Source organism: Enterococcus sp. DIV2449a, from assembly GCF_051711225.1.
In the GTDB taxonomy this organism is placed as follows: Bacteria; Bacillota; Bacilli; order Lactobacillales; family Enterococcaceae; genus Enterococcus_D; species Enterococcus_D casseliflavus.
Genome location: NZ_JBIOME010000001.1, coordinates 1,249,391 through 1,266,061, shown reverse-complemented (window position 1 = coordinate 1,266,061; position 16,671 = coordinate 1,249,391). Strand labels below are relative to the sequence as shown.

Annotated in this window: 14 protein-coding genes; 2 read left to right on the top strand and 12 right to left on the bottom strand. The window is 41.0% G+C overall.

What is annotated here, in order from left to right:
- Positions 1–134 precede the first annotated feature (134 nt).
- The 4 genes from IGI76_RS05920 to IGI76_RS05905 all read right to left on the bottom strand — a co-directional run bounded on the left by IGI76_RS05920 (position 135) and on the right by IGI76_RS05905 (position 4,692).
- The gene (locus IGI76_RS05920; RefSeq protein ID WP_167826742.1) at positions 135–1,220 is read right to left on the bottom strand and encodes a DivIVA domain-containing protein; all 1,086 of its coding nucleotides are present in this window, start codon (positions 1,218–1,220) and stop codon (positions 135–137) included.
- 790 nt (positions 1,221–2,010) lie between these two features.
- On the bottom strand, positions 2,011–2,739 hold the full coding sequence (locus IGI76_RS05915) for a GntR family transcriptional regulator (protein WP_194192987.1): 729 nt from the start codon (positions 2,737–2,739) through the stop codon (positions 2,011–2,013).
- Positions 2,740–2,840: 101 nt separating this feature from the next.
- Positions 2,841–4,196, bottom strand: coding sequence for a PTS cellobiose transporter subunit IIC (gene celB / locus IGI76_RS05910; protein ID WP_016610408.1), 1,356 nt, complete (start codon positions 4,194–4,196; stop codon positions 2,841–2,843).
- Positions 4,180–4,692 (bottom strand): hypothetical protein, encoded by a 513-nt coding sequence (locus tag IGI76_RS05905; protein WP_194192989.1) that lies wholly within the window; start codon positions 4,690–4,692, stop codon positions 4,180–4,182. The genes celB and IGI76_RS05905 overlap by 17 nt, the downstream gene beginning before the upstream one ends.
- A 418-nt stretch (positions 4,693–5,110) precedes the next feature.
- Between IGI76_RS05905 and IGI76_RS05900 the strand changes: the two genes are divergently transcribed.
- Positions 5,111–5,479, top strand: coding sequence for an iron chaperone (locus tag IGI76_RS05900; RefSeq protein ID WP_077454582.1), 369 nt, complete (start codon positions 5,111–5,113; stop codon positions 5,477–5,479).
- A 78-nt stretch (positions 5,480–5,557) separates the two neighbouring features.
- Here IGI76_RS05900 and IGI76_RS05895 read toward each other — a convergent pair whose 3' ends face one another.
- Positions 5,558–6,898 carry a peptidoglycan DD-metalloendopeptidase family protein gene (locus tag IGI76_RS05895; protein ID WP_194192990.1) on the bottom strand — a complete coding sequence of 447 codons (1,341 nt, stop codon included), beginning with the start codon at positions 6,896–6,898 and terminating at the stop codon, positions 5,558–5,560.
- 284 nt (positions 6,899–7,182) lie between these two features.
- On the opposite strand from IGI76_RS05895, the gene IGI76_RS05890 reads away from it, so the two are divergent.
- Complete coding sequence (locus IGI76_RS05890; protein ID WP_194192991.1) at positions 7,183–7,614, top strand: GNAT family N-acetyltransferase; 432 nt, start codon at positions 7,183–7,185, stop codon at positions 7,612–7,614.
- A 197-nt stretch (positions 7,615–7,811) separates the two neighbouring features.
- Here the strand turns inward: IGI76_RS05890 and IGI76_RS05885 are convergent, their stop codons facing one another.
- From IGI76_RS05885 to IGI76_RS05855, 7 genes are all read right to left on the bottom strand, one after another.
- Complete coding sequence (locus IGI76_RS05885) at positions 7,812–9,218, bottom strand: glycoside hydrolase family 1 protein (RefSeq protein ID WP_438781210.1); 1,407 nt, start codon at positions 9,216–9,218, stop codon at positions 7,812–7,814.
- 13 nt (positions 9,219–9,231) lie between these two features.
- On the bottom strand, positions 9,232–11,118 hold the full coding sequence (locus IGI76_RS05880; protein WP_074535112.1) for a beta-glucoside-specific PTS transporter subunit IIABC: 1,887 nt from the start codon (positions 11,116–11,118) through the stop codon (positions 9,232–9,234).
- A gap of 95 nt (positions 11,119–11,213) precedes the next feature.
- On the bottom strand, positions 11,214–12,053 hold the full coding sequence (locus IGI76_RS05875) for a PRD domain-containing protein (RefSeq protein ID WP_074535111.1): 840 nt from the start codon (positions 12,051–12,053) through the stop codon (positions 11,214–11,216).
- A gap of 228 nt (positions 12,054–12,281) precedes the next feature.
- Positions 12,282–13,592, bottom strand: a complete 1,311-nt coding sequence (locus IGI76_RS05870) for an alpha-glucosidase/alpha-galactosidase (protein ID WP_167826747.1) — start codon at positions 13,590–13,592, stop codon at positions 12,282–12,284.
- A gap of 19 nt (positions 13,593–13,611) precedes the next feature.
- The gene (locus tag IGI76_RS05865; RefSeq protein WP_270266556.1) at positions 13,612–14,433 is read right to left on the bottom strand and encodes a carbohydrate ABC transporter permease; all 822 of its coding nucleotides are present in this window, start codon (positions 14,431–14,433) and stop codon (positions 13,612–13,614) included.
- A gap of 14 nt (positions 14,434–14,447) precedes the next feature.
- The gene (locus IGI76_RS05860; protein ID WP_074535109.1) at positions 14,448–15,344 is read right to left on the bottom strand and encodes a carbohydrate ABC transporter permease; all 897 of its coding nucleotides are present in this window, start codon (positions 15,342–15,344) and stop codon (positions 14,448–14,450) included.
- Between the two features lie 50 nt (positions 15,345–15,394).
- Positions 15,395–16,660 carry an ABC transporter substrate-binding protein gene (locus tag IGI76_RS05855; RefSeq protein WP_167826748.1) on the bottom strand — a complete coding sequence of 422 codons (1,266 nt, stop codon included), beginning with the start codon at positions 16,658–16,660 and terminating at the stop codon, positions 15,395–15,397.
- Between the last annotated feature and the right edge of the window lie 11 nt (positions 16,661–16,671).

The following is a 16,671-nucleotide window of genomic DNA, read 5'->3' as shown; positions in this document are numbered from 1 at the left end:
AAATCAAGTCGTAGTTGTTGCCTGTGATTTCTTATACAGCATATATGGTCCTAGTGGGTTTCCCTCCTTTGTCGTGTCGCTCTCGGAAATTATTTAGCAGACCTTTTCGTCTATTCCGACTCATAACCTTCTTTTTAGTCTGGCAGATTCAACACTTTGCTATGCTGGATCAACTGCTCAAACAACCCTTTCGACTCATGATGAAACGCCGTAAGTCGTTCTTGGTATTGCTTGATCTCTTGACGGATCTTCATCACTTCCATCGATGCTTCTGAAATGATTTTGTGAGCTTCATTTTCCGCCACTTGACGTCTTCTGTCGGCTTCCAGTTCTGCTTCAGCAGCGGTTTCCCGTGCTTTTTCTTTTGCTTCGATCAAAATCGTCGCCAGCTCGTCCTTCATTTGTTCGACCTTAGCCAGTTCACGTTCCAAGTCACGCTGTAAAACATTCTTATCTGCCAGTTGTTCGACTCTTGAACGTTCAAGATCCCGATATTTCGCTTCCGCTTCTTGCAAGCGCAAGTTCAACTGTTGATTTTCATTTTCAAGCGAAGTGATTCGCCGCATGCTTTCGACTTCTTTTAATTTGTAGTTTTCGATAATCGCTGCTTTTTCTTCTAAATGAATCGCTTTTTCTTCAAAAGCTTGGACTTGCTTGCTTTTCTCTTCTAATTCTTTTAGCAGTTCATCTTCTCTTTGACGCAATTGTTCGAGTTCTTCTTCTACTTCGATCAATTCGTCTTCTTGACTTGTCAACTGCTCAATTTCCTGCTCATAATTGGTTTTGAGGGCTTCTTGTTGACGTTCTGCTTCTTTTAACTGCTGCTGTAACTCGTTGTAACGCATTTGCAGTTGCTTGTTTTCATAAATGATACTTTCTTGTTGCGTCGCTTGTGAAGCCATCCGATTGATGGATTCTTGTTTGTTTTCCAATTGCTTGGTCAAATGTTCGACGGTTTTGGTCAGTTGTGAAACGGTATTTTCTAATGCCAGTAGCTCTTCTTGGGCATCATCTTCATACTCATCTTCCTCATATTCCTCTTCCTCGTACTCATCATCCTCGTACTCGTCGTCATCATATTCTTCATCGTCGTACTCATCGTCATCATATTCTTCATCATCGTACTCGTCTTCGTCGTACTCTTCTTCATCATATTCCTCGTCGTAGACATGAACGCCTTCGTAAGTTTCTTCATCTTTCTTTTTGCGAAATAATGCCATGTTACCCCTCCTGATTCCTCACTCATCGATGATTTGATTCGTTGAACAATTTAGTGTGTCTACAAATGGGTCTGCTTGAACGTCTACTTTCGTGAAAGTTTGCACTTTGGCTGTTCTATCCGCGGTCGTTCTTTCAAACGAGCTGACGTTTCTGCTGTGACCTTTTGAGCAGTGATGTCCGTTTCCTTCTTGCCGTCATTCGCTCAAAAAAGAAAGCAAAAACCACCACATCCCATCATTTCCACGATCTCCAATTATTTTGGAAGATAGAAATCAAGTAAGTGAATCGGCCTGTTTCTCAATAAAATAGCCATTAAACGAAAAGACGGCTTCCGTTCGCAGAACATCTGTTGTCTATTTGATAGTATCAAAGCAAAAACAGATTGAAAAATCAGATATTTCTTCACTTGATGAAATATTTGTCAGAGCAAGCCGATTATCCACATGATATTGTTAAAAAATGAGCAAAATATCCTCGTATTAAGGAAACGAATGGTCTTCTTTAATCGATCTTTATCTTGAATCAACAATCACGCCTTCTTAAACCCTGATCAATCCCCACAAAAAAAATCAGCGTCCTTATAAACCAAGGTCGCTGATCGATTCTTTACCTATTATATAGTTTTACTGCTCAGTCAGGGTTCAGCCATTGGAAGCGATCCCTTTTTTCTCAGTTTGAAAGCAAGTTCCAGTCCGCTGCTCCGCAACTGTAAGTTTTTTTCTCCCTAATAGGCTGCTTTTCTCTTGCCTTCAAAAAAAGAAAGAACCGTTTCTTGAAAATCCGTTTTCTTTAAACGAACAACTTTTTATGCATGTACAATGTCGCCATCCGATAATCATAATGGATCATCGAAAAGGCTAATAGCTCCCCATTTCTCAGATAGCTGTCGTCTCGTACGATCAGTGCGGGCATGCCTTCTTCTAGATGAAAGAACGCAGCTTGTTCCTGTGTTAGCGGTTTGCTTTGGATGAACTTGTCGATGAAGGCGACTGACAGTTGTTTTTCTTCTGCCAAAGCTTGGAACATTGACCCCTCCATCATCGTTTCGGAGATCTCCCCTACGATTTCAGGTATATAATAGGAGCGTTCAATCAAATAGGGTTTGTCATCTAGCGTGCGAAACCGTTGGACTTCGATAAAGTGTTGATCTTTCGCAAATTGTTTTTGACTTGGAAGAAACAGCGCCTCTGATACTTTGACCAGCCGCTTTGAGGCTTTGATCGTTCGAATGTTTTTCTCGCCCCGTGTCAAGTCTTCATTGAAGCCAAGATCTCCTTGTTCAATGGTCGGTTTTTGGTTGTTTTGAAAGCGAATATACGAGCCGCGGCCTTGCATCTGGTAGATCCAGCCCATCTTGCTCAATTTATTGAGGGCTTGACGTAACGTATAACGAGAAACTGGATAAATCGCCAAAAGCTCTCGTTCACTAGGCATCTTCCCCTGCTCATTTCCAATGTCACCCGCTTCGATCTTTCTGATCAATTCTGCTGCTAAGTCTTCAATACTGAGTTTCGTCATTTGCCTACTCCTTTCCTTCGGATTCTCTACTACTATTATCATCTTTGGCGTAAAAAAAGCCAGCTATTTTTCATAGCCGGCTTATCAAAAAAACGGATTGATTATGCCTTCGTTGCGTTTGCTTGTTCGTCCTTGTATAGTTTGCCATCATACATTTTGATGAATGGGAACCAAATCAAGAAAGCAACGACTGCACAGATGATTGCTAAGACAAAGGCACGCCAGTCACCACCTGAACCAATAAAGCCGGATAAGCCAATTGGGGTTGGCCACGCTACTTGAGCAATCGGTGGGTTAACAAAGCCTAAGTTGATGCCAAAATAAGCAACGGACATTGAAACCATCGGTGCTAAGAAGAATGGGATCGCTGTGTACGGGTTATATACCACTGGCATCCCGAACAAAATCGGTTCATTGATATTGAAGAAGGATGGCACGATCGCTGCTTTTCCTAAAGCACTTAACTGCGCTGATTTTGCAAAGAAGGCGATGAAAATCACCATTCCTAACGTCGCTCCTGAACCACCGATCGTAACAAAACTGTTGTTAAACTCACCCGCAAAGGCAATGTTGGCACCATTTTGGTTTTCCACCATATTTGACAACACGATGGGCGTCAAGAATGAGGTCACGATCGTTGCCCCATGAATACCGACGATCCATAGTGCATGCATGAAGAAGTAGATAACAAGTAGTCCGATCCAGGTACTGGTCAATTGCGTCACGAAACTAAAAGGAATCGCAATGACTTTGAAAATATCTGTGCCCATTGCGACTAATGCACCATTGATAACGATCACAGTAAGTGCGATTAGCGCTGTAGGAATCAAAGCAGTAAATGAGGAAGAAACACCTGTAGGTACTGTATCAGGCATTTTGATGACAATATTGCGCTTCACACAAAACGCGTAGATTTTTACCGCAATGATTGCCATGATGATCGCTGTAAAGATCCCAGTTGTTCCTAAACGAGTAACGCCTCCTCCTATTTCCCAACCATTAATGATTTTTTGATCGTCAGAAATCACTTCAACTAGCGTGGCTACTCCGCCTTCAAACACTAGTTGCGGTAAGCACATAAAGAACGCCATCATAGAAAGTAATGCTCCATTGACTGGGCTTAAAACAAGTTTTTCTTCTTGTGCTTGAATCTTGGTATACTCATATCCAAAAACAATACAAAAATATAGTGCTAAAATTCCCATTGTTGCAGTATTACCCAGCATATAGAGATTAACTACTTTATCAAATGATGTACTCCAAATGCCCTCTAATACAGGAAAACTTTGTGGCAAAACGCTGATGATCAAGAACATTGATCCTACGATAGTGAAAGGAATCGACGCCATCCCGGCTGCCATGACCCCACGAACGATCCGTAATTGTGAGATTTTCCCCATTGGACCCATTAAGTAGCGGTCCAAGAAGGCAAACATTTTGTTATTTTCTGAATCCATTGACTGTTCCTCCTTGAGTTTCAAATGTAGTCAAATACGTGAAATATTTGTCGCGGTCATGCTCGATCAACCACGCTTTACGCTGGATGAACAAACACGCCATCATGCCGACAGAAAACAAGGCAAGTAAGATCCCTCTACCCGATTGATTCATAAAAGGAATCAACGTTGCTTGCTGTCCGATCAAAATAAATAGAATTGCAATCAGATTGACGCCAAATTGCAGCCAATATCCGATTTTTGTCACCAGTAAACGATTCGATTGCTGCCAATATTTTTGAGTTTGTTCAATAAGTATAAGTCCATCAACGATCAATAAGGCAATGGGAATCAAACCAGCCCATGTCCATTGAGACAGACTCAATATGGTCCAATAAAGATTAACAAAGAAAAAGATCGCAGTCATATAACGAAAAAGTAAAAAACGATTAAACCGCATACTTTTGTTTGCATATTCTTTCTTGGCTGCTTGGGTTACCGGTTTCCTTTTGGTCACAAGTCCTCCTCCTTTCTTTTGCTTTCGCTCGACAACTTGTTCGAACAAGTTATATTCTAGCAGAATTCTTGTTGAATGCAAACGATTTCTTTTTGAAAATGTTCTCTGAAAATAATCTGCTTTTTCATTTGATGTTTCTGAAAAGTTAAGCTGATCTCAAGGAACCGTCCAGGATAATAATGGAAGGTTCCTCACGTTTGGTTTTTGTCTAAGTAGAGAAAAAGTTATTTTTTGTATTCGTTTTTGCAAAAAATATTTGTTTTTGAAGGCTTTATCCCCCACACAAGGCAACAGGTTTGTCAACTTGCTAACTTTACAGTACACTCTAAGTAACAAAATGTTTGATTTCAAACGCACGTTATTTTTAGCAATCGACATTCCCTGTACTCGTTCCTTAAAACGAAAGGAGATCCTCCCAATGGATGTATTAGAAACTTACTTAACCAGCATTGAAGATCCAGTAAAGCAAGAAAAACTGCGTGCCTTATTTGCCGCTATTACCAAGAAATTTCCTGACCTCGTTCCAGTCATCAAGTGGAATCAGCCGATGTTCACCGCCCATGAGACCTTTATTATCGGTTTCAGCGTTTCAAAACCGCATTTTTCTGTCTCCCCTGAAACCAAGTGTCTTGAACAGTTTGCCGATGCCATCGAAAAAGCTGGTTACAGCCATACGGATAACATTTTTCGCATCAAGTGGACTGAGCCGATCGATCAAGGATTGATTGAGGACATGATCGCTTTCAACCTGAAAGACAAAGCGGAGATGACCCGCTTTTGGCGCTGAGCCAATTTAGACTTCGTAAAAGAAGAGCAACCCAAAAAAACCGCAGAAGCCTGTTCGCTTCTGCGGTTTTTCTGACTATTATAAGCCTAATTCTGGCGCTGGGTCAAAGAATCCTGACCATAAGCTTGTTGACATCCCTAAATGTAGATGGACGCCAGTTGAATTCCCAGTCGTTCCCATACCGCCAACATATTGTCTAGCTGAGACGCTTTGTCCGACCGAAACAGCTGGCAGCGTACTAAAGTGCATGTAGTAGCTGTAAACGCCATTGGCATGTTTGATGATCACATAGTTACCAGTTGACGGACCATAGCCCGCTTCAACGACTTCGCCTGCTTGGATCGCATAGATCGGCGTTCCTGTCCCCCCAGTAAAGTCGATGCCATTATGTTGATTTCCTGATGCACCTGTTGGATCTGTTCGATACCCAAAACGACTCGAAATATGAACCGAATCGACTGGCATTTGCCATCCACCTGTGCTTGCTTGTTCCTTTGGCTCAGCTGCTTGCTGCACGGGTGCAGGCGTAGTTGCAGTTTTTTCTGACGACACCGATGTTTCTGACGACACTGCGGCTTCCGTCTTCGGCTGGGCTGCTGCCACTGCTGCTTGTTGAACGGCAGGACTTTCGGCGGTTTCAGCTGACTTGGCTTCTGCTGCTTGCTGGCGTTTTGCTGCTTCTTCTGCTTCTTTGCGCGCTTTTGCTTCTTGTGCTTCTTGCTCAGCCAGTTGCTTCAACGCTGCTTCTTTTTGCCGTTGTGCTTCTGCTTTGTCCGCTTCCAATTGGTCTTTTTTCTCTTCTTCAGTGTTCAACGCCAAGGCAAGGTCGGCTAGTGCAACTTCTTGATTCAATTTGACATCAGCTAATTCCGCTTGTTTTCCTTGCAATGCGCTTGACTGCTCTTCGATCGCAACCAATTGTTCCTGCAACTCTTTTTCCAATTTCTGGCTCGTTGCGATATCTTCTTGCTGTTGTTCGACAATGCTATTGCTGGCATTCATGATCGTTACTGAAGCGATCGCCCGTTGAATAGCTTCTCCGATGGACTCCGCATCAACGATTTTTTGGAACAAACGATTGGAAGGTTCCGACGTTTGAATGTCACGCGCTTGATTCGCCAGTACTTCTGTGCGCTTGATGATTTTCTCTTCAAGGACTTGGATCTCTTGTGCCAAGGCATTGACTTCTTCTTCCGTCGTCGTTTTCTTTCGTAGGATTGCTTGGATTTCTCCTTCAATCGATTGAATCTCTGCCTCTGTGGAGCGTTTCAGTGATTCTAATGAGGTGGATTCATTTTTTATGTCATTGATTTTTTCATTTTGCTGCTGGATCTTCTGATCAAAGCTGTCTGCGGATACCGTCACGACAGGCAGCGTCAGCAAAACAAGTGAACTTGCAACCAAAAGTGTCTTTTTCATTTTTTCTCCTTAACTAGATGTGTCTTATCGCTTTCTCTAGCATACCGAAAGATGTCACTCTTGGGGCTGTTTTCACACAAATAACATCTGGCTGCAAGAAATTGACATCTAGCTGAAACAAAGTTGTTAGAATATTTCAACGAAAAAGATTGCTTTTCTTCGCCATTTAACCTTCGTTACTTGTCAATTGGTTCATCTCCTGTCCGATTGCCTACGAAAATACCGCGATTTGCAGTAATCAGCAGTGGTCCTATGCTATACTGAATAAAAAAACGGAGGTTCTCATGATACAACAAGTGACCCAATTTACCGATTCTGAGTTAGAAACTATCGCCCAGATTTGGCTGCAAAGCAATTTGGATGCCCATGACTTTATTTCAGCTGCCCATTGGCAAGATAACTATGACTTTGTGAAAAAAGCCTTTGCTGATGCCCTTATCTACACCTATTCGGTTGATGATCAGCCCGTTGGCTTCATCGGGATGTTGGATGATTATATCGCTGGTATTTTCGTTTTGAAAGACTATCGTGCCCACGGCATTGGCAAGCAGCTATTACAAAAAGTACAAGCAGAACACGAGAAGTTGACTCTGAATGTCTACCAAAAAAATACAGCTGCTATTGCGTTTTATCTCAAAAACGGCTTTGCCATCGTTTCTGAACAACTGGATTCTGATACCAATGAAATTGAAAACACCATGGAGTGGCATCGTTGATGCTGCTCTTTTTCACCTGCCTTTTCTCCTTTTAATCAATCGTACGACCATAACCGCTGATGAACAGATTTCTAGTTAATCAAAGCAGTAAAACCACTGATCGGCTTACCCGTTGAATCAATGGACACATTAAACACAAAAAGCATTGCCTTCCATTTGCTGAATCGGCAATGCTTTCTTTATTTACTAGCGGTATTTCAACCAATGGTTCCCCCATTGGTGACAATCACTTCGCGATACCAATTAAAGGATTTTTTTCGATACCGTTTAAGTGAACCAGTTCCATCATCGTTTCGGTCTACATAAATGAACCCATAACGCTTTTTCATCTCTGCGGTCGAAGCACTTACTAAATCAATACACCCCCACATGGTATAACCCAATACATTGACACCATCATCGATGGCTTTAGCAACGGCTGATAGATGATCATTTAAATAATTGATGCGATAATCATCAACAACGGTTAATTCTCCGTCAATTTCAATTAACTGATCAACAGCACCTAAACCATTTTCAACGATAAAAAGTGGCAACTGATAGAGATGCGAAAAACGGTTCAAGAGAATACGTAATCCGTCTGGATCAATCTCCCATCCCCACTCCGTTTCATCAAGGTAGGGATTTTTTAGAACGTTTGTCATATTTCCTTTTCCCTGTTGGTACTTTTCAGGCGTAGCAGAAACACATCGGGACATATAATAACTAAACGATATAAAATCAACGGTATTTTTCAATAATTCGAGATCGTCAGGTTCCATCTCGATAGTTGCATTATACCTCTGCCATTCTCTTTTGATCCAATCAGGATAATATCCACGAGCTTGAACATCCATAAAATAGTTTAAGTTTTTATCCGCCTCCAAAACAGCCAAGGTGTCTTTCGGGTTTGAAGTCATCGGATAATTATAGATCCCTAACACCATATTCCCTACCTGCATCTGTGGATCAATTTCATGGGCGGTTTTGACTGCTTGGGCACTGGCAACAAGCTCGTGATGTGCTATTTGAAAGAGATCTTGCTTAGATAAGAAATCTTTTTTTGTCATCACTCCTGCTCCCATTAAGGGAAAATTCCAAAGCGCATTGATTTCATTGAAAGTTAACCAATATTTCACTTTCCCTTGGTAACGAGTAAACACAGTCCGACAAAAACGATTAAAGTAGTCTACCAATGCCCGATTACGCCAACCATCGTAACTTTTTGTAAGGAAATAAGGTGTTTCATAATGAGAAAGTGTAATTAGCGGTTCGATCCCATGAGATAAGCAGCAATCGATCACCTCTTCATAGAACTGCAATCCAGCTTCATTTGGTTTTTCTTCATTGCCATTAGGGAAAATTCGTGTCCAAGCAATCGAGAATCGTAAGACTTGAAAGCCCATCTCAGCGAACATTTGAATATCTTCTCGATAACGATGATAAAAATCGATGCCTTCTAGTTTTAAGTTTTGTAGATTTAGTTCAGGATCTAGTGGCTTTGTGACTCCATTTGATAAAAAATCTTGAATGGAAAGTCCTTTGCCATCCTCGTTGAAGGCACCTTCTGCTTGATTGGCGGCAATCGCACCACCCCATAAAAAAGTTTCTGGAAATTTTGCCATGTTTGTCCCCTCTTTATTCAAAAATCGATACTAAAACATCACCCTGCTTGATGGTTTCATCCTCAGAATGGACAATAACGTCTGTAAAATCTGCTGTGTTTGTCACTACGATCGGTGTCACTGTTGAATATCCTTGACTAGTAATATATTCTGGATCAAAAGTCACTAGCAAATCGCCTTTTTTAAAGGTATCTCCTACTTTGATTGCTGCAGTATAACCTTTGCCATCAAGTTCGACCGTATCGATCCCAATGTGGATCAACAGCTCAACTCCTTGCTTATTTCTGATCCCAATTGCGTGATTGGTGGGAAAAATCGTCACTACTTCACCATCAAATGGGGCAACTACTTGACCGTTTTTAGGTTGAATAGCCACTGTTCTCCCCATAATCTCATTGGCAAATACACTATCAGGAATTTCATGAGTCGCCAACCGATCCCCTGCCAAAGGACTGCTGATCTCTAAAGGTGTCCGTAATGGTCGAAGTGGTTCAGCAACCTGATTCGGATTTAACGTTTGACTTTGTGAAGACACTACTGCTTTTTTCTTTCCTTCTGCATTCACAAAAAACAAAGTAAGTGCAAAGGACATTGCGAATGCAATAACAATACAAATCACTGCGTTAACGATATTTGACAGATCATCCGTTAAATAGACTGGCAACGCCAAAACACCTGCAGTTGCTGATGCATAAGTTCGCATGTTGGTCAAACCTGCCCATAAACCAGCTACTCCTCCAGAGGCTACCACGACCCATAAAGGCGTTTTTAGTTTCATCGTCACCCCATACAAAGCAGGTTCGGTGATTCCAAATAGCGCTGTAGTACTAGCCGAAAAAGCCGTTTGCTTCATCACTTTATCTTTGGTTTTTAATGCTACTGCCAGTGAAGCACCCGACTGAGCAATATTTGATGCCAACATTCCCGGTCCTAATAACGTTCCATAGCCCAATGTGGCATATTGTGCTAGTTGAACAGGCATAAAACTGTAATGCATCCCTGTCATGACGAAAAATGGGGTGAACGCCCCCATCAGGACTGGTAAAACCCAGCGTGCTTGTTCATTGAAGAATTCAAAGACTACTAATAACACATCACCAACTAATGCTCCTAGTGGACCGATAATGATCCAAGCTAACGGAGCCGTAACCAAGAAAACCAATAATGGGACCAGAAAAATCTTCACAGGATTAGGCGATATTTTTTTTGCTAAACGTTCAATGTGCGCCATTGCCCATACAATCAAAATTGGCGGTACAACTGCCGAACCATAGGATACAGCTCTGACAGAAAGACCTGCAAATGAAATAGGTTCACCAGCTGCAACCATAGCAGTAAAAGCTGGGTGAATCAGCATAGCGCCTAAAACCGCTGCATAAAATGGATTTGCTTTAAAGTATTGTGCACTTGTTACAGCTAACATTACTGGAAGAAAATAAAATGCTGAATCGGCTAGTAAACTTAATAGCTGATACGTTTGAGCTTCAGCATTTAATACTTCAAAGAAAACAAGTAAAGCTAAAACAGCTTTTAACATTCCTGCCCCACAGATTGCTGGAATAATCGGTTGGAAAATTGAGGTGATCGCTCCTAAAACTCGATTGATGACTTTTTCTTCTTTCGGTGACGTTGGTTCTGAAGAATCACTTCCAAAGTCCCCCATTTTGTTGATTTCTTCCGTAACATTTGCTACATCTGTTCCAATAATTACCTGATATTGTCCGCCTTTTAAGGCTGTTCCTTGAACACCTGGTGTTGCTTTAAGATGATCTTCTTTGACTTTTGAATTATCTTTTAATACGAATCGTAACCGTGTCATGCAATTCGTTACAGACTCAATATTTGACGTTCCACCAATATTTTCAACGATATTCTGTGCAAGCTCTTGATACTTAGTCATTTTTTTCCTCCTTATAAATAAAACAGACCAAATAAAAACTAAGCCCATATTTGGCTCAATCTTTATTTGGTCTTGCCCATTCGGTAACAAAACATTTAATCTAGTTCTCTTGTGGTCACTCGATTGATATGAATGACAAAATATAACAATTCTGAATCTGTAATTTTCACTTTATATTGACCAGCAATATGCTTCTTGATTTTCAAGCCAGTTTCGTAAGCTTTCGGATATAATTGCTTCACATGTTGCAATAAATCAGCTTCATCTTTTACTTCTTTACTTTCTGAAAAAATTCGGCTTACAAAATAGCGTATATGGGTCAAGAATCGATCATAGTTCATGGACGTCTCATCCAACTTCATCCCATAATCATACTCCACGATCTGAACAATCTCTGCAATTACTTTTGTCGTAAAAATCGTCTCATTTTTAAATCGTGAACTTGAGCTAGCGTTTACAAAATGCAGGGCTATAAAGCCAGCTTCATCTTCAATAAAACGAATTTTCTCTGATCGTTCAATAAACTGCAACGACCGCTTTGCTGCTGCAAATTCTCGTGGGTAATATTTTTTGATTTCCCACATTAAGTCATTGGTGATCGCTTCTCCTTTAAGATTACGCTCAATTGCGTAATTAATGTGATCACCAAGAAATAGATAGATGCTGGAATCAAATGTTCGCGCAAGATCCTTTTCTGCTTCTTCAATAATTTTGGCAGTCAGAATCACATGCCGTTCATCCATTCCTGCCATCAGCGACCCAAATTTGTTTTGGGTAAATTCTGCATCTAAGACATATTTTTTATCAATTTTCGTTTGATCAATCACCCCACTGCCTTTTACACCGAAACCAACACCGTTGCCAATCACTACACATTCTGTGCCATTATCCTCCACGAGGACGGCATTGTTATTGTAGATCGTGATTGGTTTCATCTTTTCTCCCCCCTTCAAACAGACAAAAAAACCGACAAAAATATACACTCCGAGCATAAATAAGCTAGTGTATATTTTGTCGGTGTCGCCTTTTCAGTAGCAATCCTAAGTCCGATTATAGCTTTGACCAATTTGGTTGTCAACAACTCTTTTGCCATATCTTTTCAAAAAAACCAAAGAAATGTTGGCGCTATCAGTATTCGTAAAAAAATGAGCGTCCATTTTTTATCAGTGATAATCTGGTAAATAATCCCCATGGGCTTCGATCAAATCATCGACTAATTGGGTAATGTCTGCCAATGATAGTTCTGATGATAAATGAGGATCGAGGTAAGCTGCTTGATAAATTTTGTCTTTCTCAAGGGTCAACGCTGCTTCGACAGTCAATTCTTGCACATTGATGTTGGTTCGGTTCAATGCAGCAAGCTGCGTTGGTAAAGCGCCGACGTAGGTTGGTTGGATGCCGTTCTTATCCACCAAACATGGAACTTCCACACAGACATCCTCTGGTAAATTGGTGATCAAGCCTTTATTCAATACGTTTCCAGCAATAACGGTTGGATTGCCAGTCTTAATGGCATCCATGATATAAGAGGCGTATTCCCGACTTCTCTTATGGGTCAAATCGCCATTATCGACGATATCCTCCCGCATCGTTTCCCAATCGCGAATCTGATTTTCGCAACGGGTTAAATATTCATCCAACGGAATCCCCAGTTCGTCGATCAATTCTGGGTATTTTGATTTAATGAAATAAGGGTGATACTCGGCATTGTGCTCACTAGATTCTGTAATATAATAGCCAAAACGTTTCATCAATTCAAAGCGGACTGAATCACGGTGGGGATTTTCTTTCTCTTCAGCCAACTGACGGATCGTTGGATAGAAATCTTCCCCATCTTTGGTAATTTCCAATAAAAATGCCATATGATTGATCCCAGCAATTTTCCACTGGAAGTCAGCCAGATCATATTGTTCTTTGATCCCTAAATGCTCGAATAATTCTGGAACACATACTTGCACACTATGACAAAGCCCAACCGTTTTGATGGATGTTGCTTTCAATACCCCCATCGTCAGCATCGCCATCGGGTTCGTATAATTCAGCAACCATGCATTTGGACAAACTTCCTCCATTTCTCGAGCAAATTCCAACATGACTGGTAACGTACGCAACGTCCGAAATATTCCGCCAATGCCCATCGTGTCACCTATTGTTTGGCGTAAGCCATATTTCTTCGGTATCTCAAAGTCAATGACGGTGGAAGGTTTGTAGCCACCTACTTGAATGGCGTTTACTACAAAGTCGGCATCTCTTAGTGCTTCTTTGCGGTCATGATAGACCTGTATTGCTGCTCGGTTTTGATTGGCATTTTTATTGATCGTCTTTAACATTGCCTCGGATTCACGAAGTCGTTTCTCATCGATGTCGTAAAGGGCGATGTGGGAATCTGCTAAGCTCGGGGTCAACATTGCATCTCCTAGAACATTTTTAGCGAAAATAGTGCTTCCTGCTCCGATAAAGGTGATTTTTGTCATTTTCTATTGCTCCATTCTTTTATAATTTACCGCCAGTAGTGGCAATTCCTTCAATAAATTTACGTTGAAAAATGATAAAGACAGCAACCATGGGCCAAATCGCTAGTAGCGAGCCTGCCATCAATTGTGGGAAATTGGTCGCATATTGTCCCTGAAGATTGGCTAACCCTGCTGCCAATGGCATTTGTCGAATTGATGTATTGACGATCAGTGGCCACATTAAATCTTTGAAAGCAAAGAGGGTTGTAAAAATACCTAGTGCGATCAACCCGGTTTTCGCCAATGGCAGCATGATTTTGAAAAAGATCGTCCATACATTTGCTCCTTCAAGGTGGGCTGCTTCCTCCAGCTCACTTGGTAAGCCTAGAAAAAACTGTCTAAGTAAAAAGGTTCCAAAAGCGCTGACAACACCTGGCAATATCAATGCCGGTACTGAATTTAGAATTCCTAATCTTTGCGCTAATAAATATTGGGGTGTGATAAAGATTGATGCGGGAATCATCATTTGGATAAGGACTAGAGCAAAAAAAAGATCTCGTCCAGGGAAGCGCAAGCGTGCGCAGGCATATGCTGCCATCGCTGAAAATAAAACGGAACCGATCACACGTCCAATGACCATCAAAAAAGTATTGAGATAGAAGGCACCAAAGGGTAAAAGATTTAAAACTGCCTGATAATTTGAAAGTTGAAAGGATTTAGGAAACCATGTTGGTGGAATCTGAGTCGATTCAACAAGTGTTTTTCCAGAAGTCAGAATCATCCATACAAAAGGCAATGCCATAATTATTCCGCCACTGATCAAAAGTAGATGGATAAGCCAATTCTTGCTAATTCGTTGCATCAAGAAACCTCCTTTTAGTAGTTGACCCATTTTTTTTGCAACTTCATTTGTAGTGCTGTGATCAGCAAAATAATACATAGAAGAAAGACGACGATTGCTGAACCATACCCTTTATCATTTAAAATAAAGGAATGTTTGTAAAACAAGTATGCTAATGATTGTGTCTTCAGCATTGCCTCACTTGAAGGTGCGATCATCATAAAAATCACATCAAATACTTGAAAGGCATTGATAACCGTTGTGACCACGACAAAGAATAGCGTTGGTGTCACAAGAGGTAAAGTGATTTGAAAAAATTGTTGCCATGAAGAAGCACCATCGATATCGGCTGCCTCATAATAATCTTTGGGAATCTCCTGTAGCCCCGCTAAGAAAAGCACCATGTTGTAGCCAATAGCACTCCATATGCCGACAATAATGACGGAATAAATCGCAACATTCGGATCGCTAAGCCATGCAGGACCCGTTAGACCAATTTTTGATAATAGCTCGTTGACTAATCCATAATCATCATTGAACATCCAACGCCAGATCATGGCGACTGCAGAGGGGGCTGCAACTACAGGTAGAAAATAAATCGTTCGATAAATCGACACGCCTTTGATTTTCTTATTCATTAGGACCGCGACTAAAAGTGATAACACTATGATTGATGGAATTGATACCACTGCATAGATCAAGGTATTGATCAAGGATTGCAACACCTCTCGATCCGTCAAAAGTTTCTGATAGTTGGCTAAGCCGATCCACTCGGTGTTACCAAAACCAATTGTTCGTTGAAAACTTAGAATGATTGTTTGGATCGCTGGCCAAATATTCAATAAAATCAATCCGACTGCTGTTGGGAGAATAAATAAGTATCCCCAGAAAAGGTGGTCTTTCTGGTAATTTCCAAGCATACGATTTTTCATAGAGGTCTCCTTTTGTTTAGGTGAGTTGATTAGCTAATTTTCCGTTTTGATCAATTACTTTCAGCTAAAATTGCATCAACTTCTTCCGCAATCTGTGCAGTCCCTTCCTCGACACTTAATTCTCCAGAAAATACCCGGTTCATAATTTCTGTCTCTATTTTTTCCGCATTCAAGCCATTTTTGTTATAGGGACGAGGCACGCCATACTCTAGCATTTCTGCAAAAACACTTAAATTGAAAGTATCCGCAGAACTTGCCCAAACTTCCTCAAATCCTTTTAGCGCTGGGATCGATGCCCCTGTTTCTGCTTGAATTTGGTTGGCTTCTTCACTTGCCAAGAATGCTAATAATTTTTTTGTTTCTTCAGGATGCTTGGTATTGGCACTAGCTGCCCAACCTAAACCATTTGTGATCGTCGCATTTTCTTTTCCTTTAGGTAAAACGGCAACATCCGCATGTTCAGCCAAGTATTCATTCTTTAAAAAACCTGGTGTTTGCCAGTTGCCCTCCACGATCATCGCCAATCTTCCTGCTTGAAAACGACCCACTTTATTCGTATCTTGCAATTCTTTCGCTGAAGGTGATGACTGATCATTTAGATAAAAATCAATATAATATCTTAATGCCTCTTGTACTTCTTCGCTATTCATTCCCGATTTCGTATTCTCATCAATAAAGACTTCTCCACCATTTTGATAAATAAATGGCCAATAGCCCCCCTCTGTTGAATTGTCCGCAGCAAATCCATAAATACCTGCTTCTTCATCTGTTAACTGAACAGCTGCTTCCTTCAATGTATCCCATGTCCACGTTGCGTCTGGATATGCAATTCCTGCTTGATCAAAGAGCTCTTTGTTGTACCACAATCCAATAACGGAGGCATCTTTAGGAATCGCGTAAAGTTCTTCTTCATACGTATAAGACTCTGCGATTCCTTCGGTGAAGTTTGTCATGTCAATGTTATTTTCTGCAATCAATTCATTTAGACCCATCAGCATCGATTGAGACATATATTTGTATGATTCAGTTGAATGCATCGTGACAATATCAGGCATATTTCCTCCAGTAGTAGCAGCTTCAAGCTTCACCCAATATTGATCCCATGGGGTGGTTTCCATTTCGACTTTAATATCTGGGTTTTGTTCTTCAAAAGCATCAAGCATTTTTCGCAGCCCCGGTGCTTGTTCAGTATCCCAACTCGCATAACTTAACGTGACCTGACCACCACTATCACCGTTGCCATTACCACAAGCTCCTAAAACCAAAGTTCCTAAAAGACTCAAACTAACAAGTGTTACTCTCTTGAAACAATTCATCTTTCATTCCT

What these genes read in the sequence shown, in the direction of transcription:
- IGI76_RS05855 (WP_167826748.1), bottom strand. Translation starts at nt 16,660, where the DNA reads ATGAATTGTTTCAAGAGAGTAACACTTGTTAGTTTGAGTCTTTTAGGA.
- IGI76_RS05895 (WP_194192990.1), bottom strand. Translation starts at nt 6,898, where the DNA reads ATGAAAAAGACACTTTTGGTTGCAAGTTCACTTGTTTTGCTGACGCTG.
- celB (WP_016610408.1), bottom strand. Translation starts at nt 4,196, where the DNA reads ATGGATTCAGAAAATAACAAAATGTTTGCCTTCTTGGACCGCTACTTA.
- IGI76_RS05875 (WP_074535111.1), bottom strand. Translation starts at nt 12,053, where the DNA reads ATGAAACCAATCACGATCTACAATAACAATGCCGTCCTCGTGGAGGAT.
- IGI76_RS05870 (WP_167826747.1), bottom strand. Translation starts at nt 13,592, where the DNA reads ATGACAAAAATCACCTTTATCGGAGCAGGAAGCACTATTTTCGCTAAA.
- IGI76_RS05860 (WP_074535109.1), bottom strand. Translation starts at nt 15,344, where the DNA reads ATGAAAAATCGTATGCTTGGAAATTACCAGAAAGACCACCTTTTCTGG.
- IGI76_RS05920 (WP_167826742.1), bottom strand. Translation starts at nt 1,220, where the DNA reads ATGGCATTATTTCGCAAAAAGAAAGATGAAGAAACTTACGAAGGCGTT.
- IGI76_RS05865 (WP_270266556.1), bottom strand. Translation starts at nt 14,433, where the DNA reads ATGCAACGAATTAGCAAGAATTGGCTTATCCATCTACTTTTGATCAGT.
- IGI76_RS05885 (WP_438781210.1), bottom strand. Translation starts at nt 9,218, where the DNA reads ATGGCAAAATTTCCAGAAACTTTTTTATGGGGTGGTGCGATTGCCGCC.
- IGI76_RS05915 (WP_194192987.1), bottom strand. Translation starts at nt 2,739, where the DNA reads ATGACGAAACTCAGTATTGAAGACTTAGCAGCAGAATTGATCAGAAAG.
- IGI76_RS05900 (WP_077454582.1), top strand. Translation starts at nt 5,111, where the DNA reads ATGGATGTATTAGAAACTTACTTAACCAGCATTGAAGATCCAGTAAAG.
- IGI76_RS05880 (WP_074535112.1), bottom strand. Translation starts at nt 11,118, where the DNA reads ATGACTAAGTATCAAGAGCTTGCACAGAATATCGTTGAAAATATTGGT.
- IGI76_RS05890 (WP_194192991.1), top strand. Translation starts at nt 7,183, where the DNA reads ATGATACAACAAGTGACCCAATTTACCGATTCTGAGTTAGAAACTATC.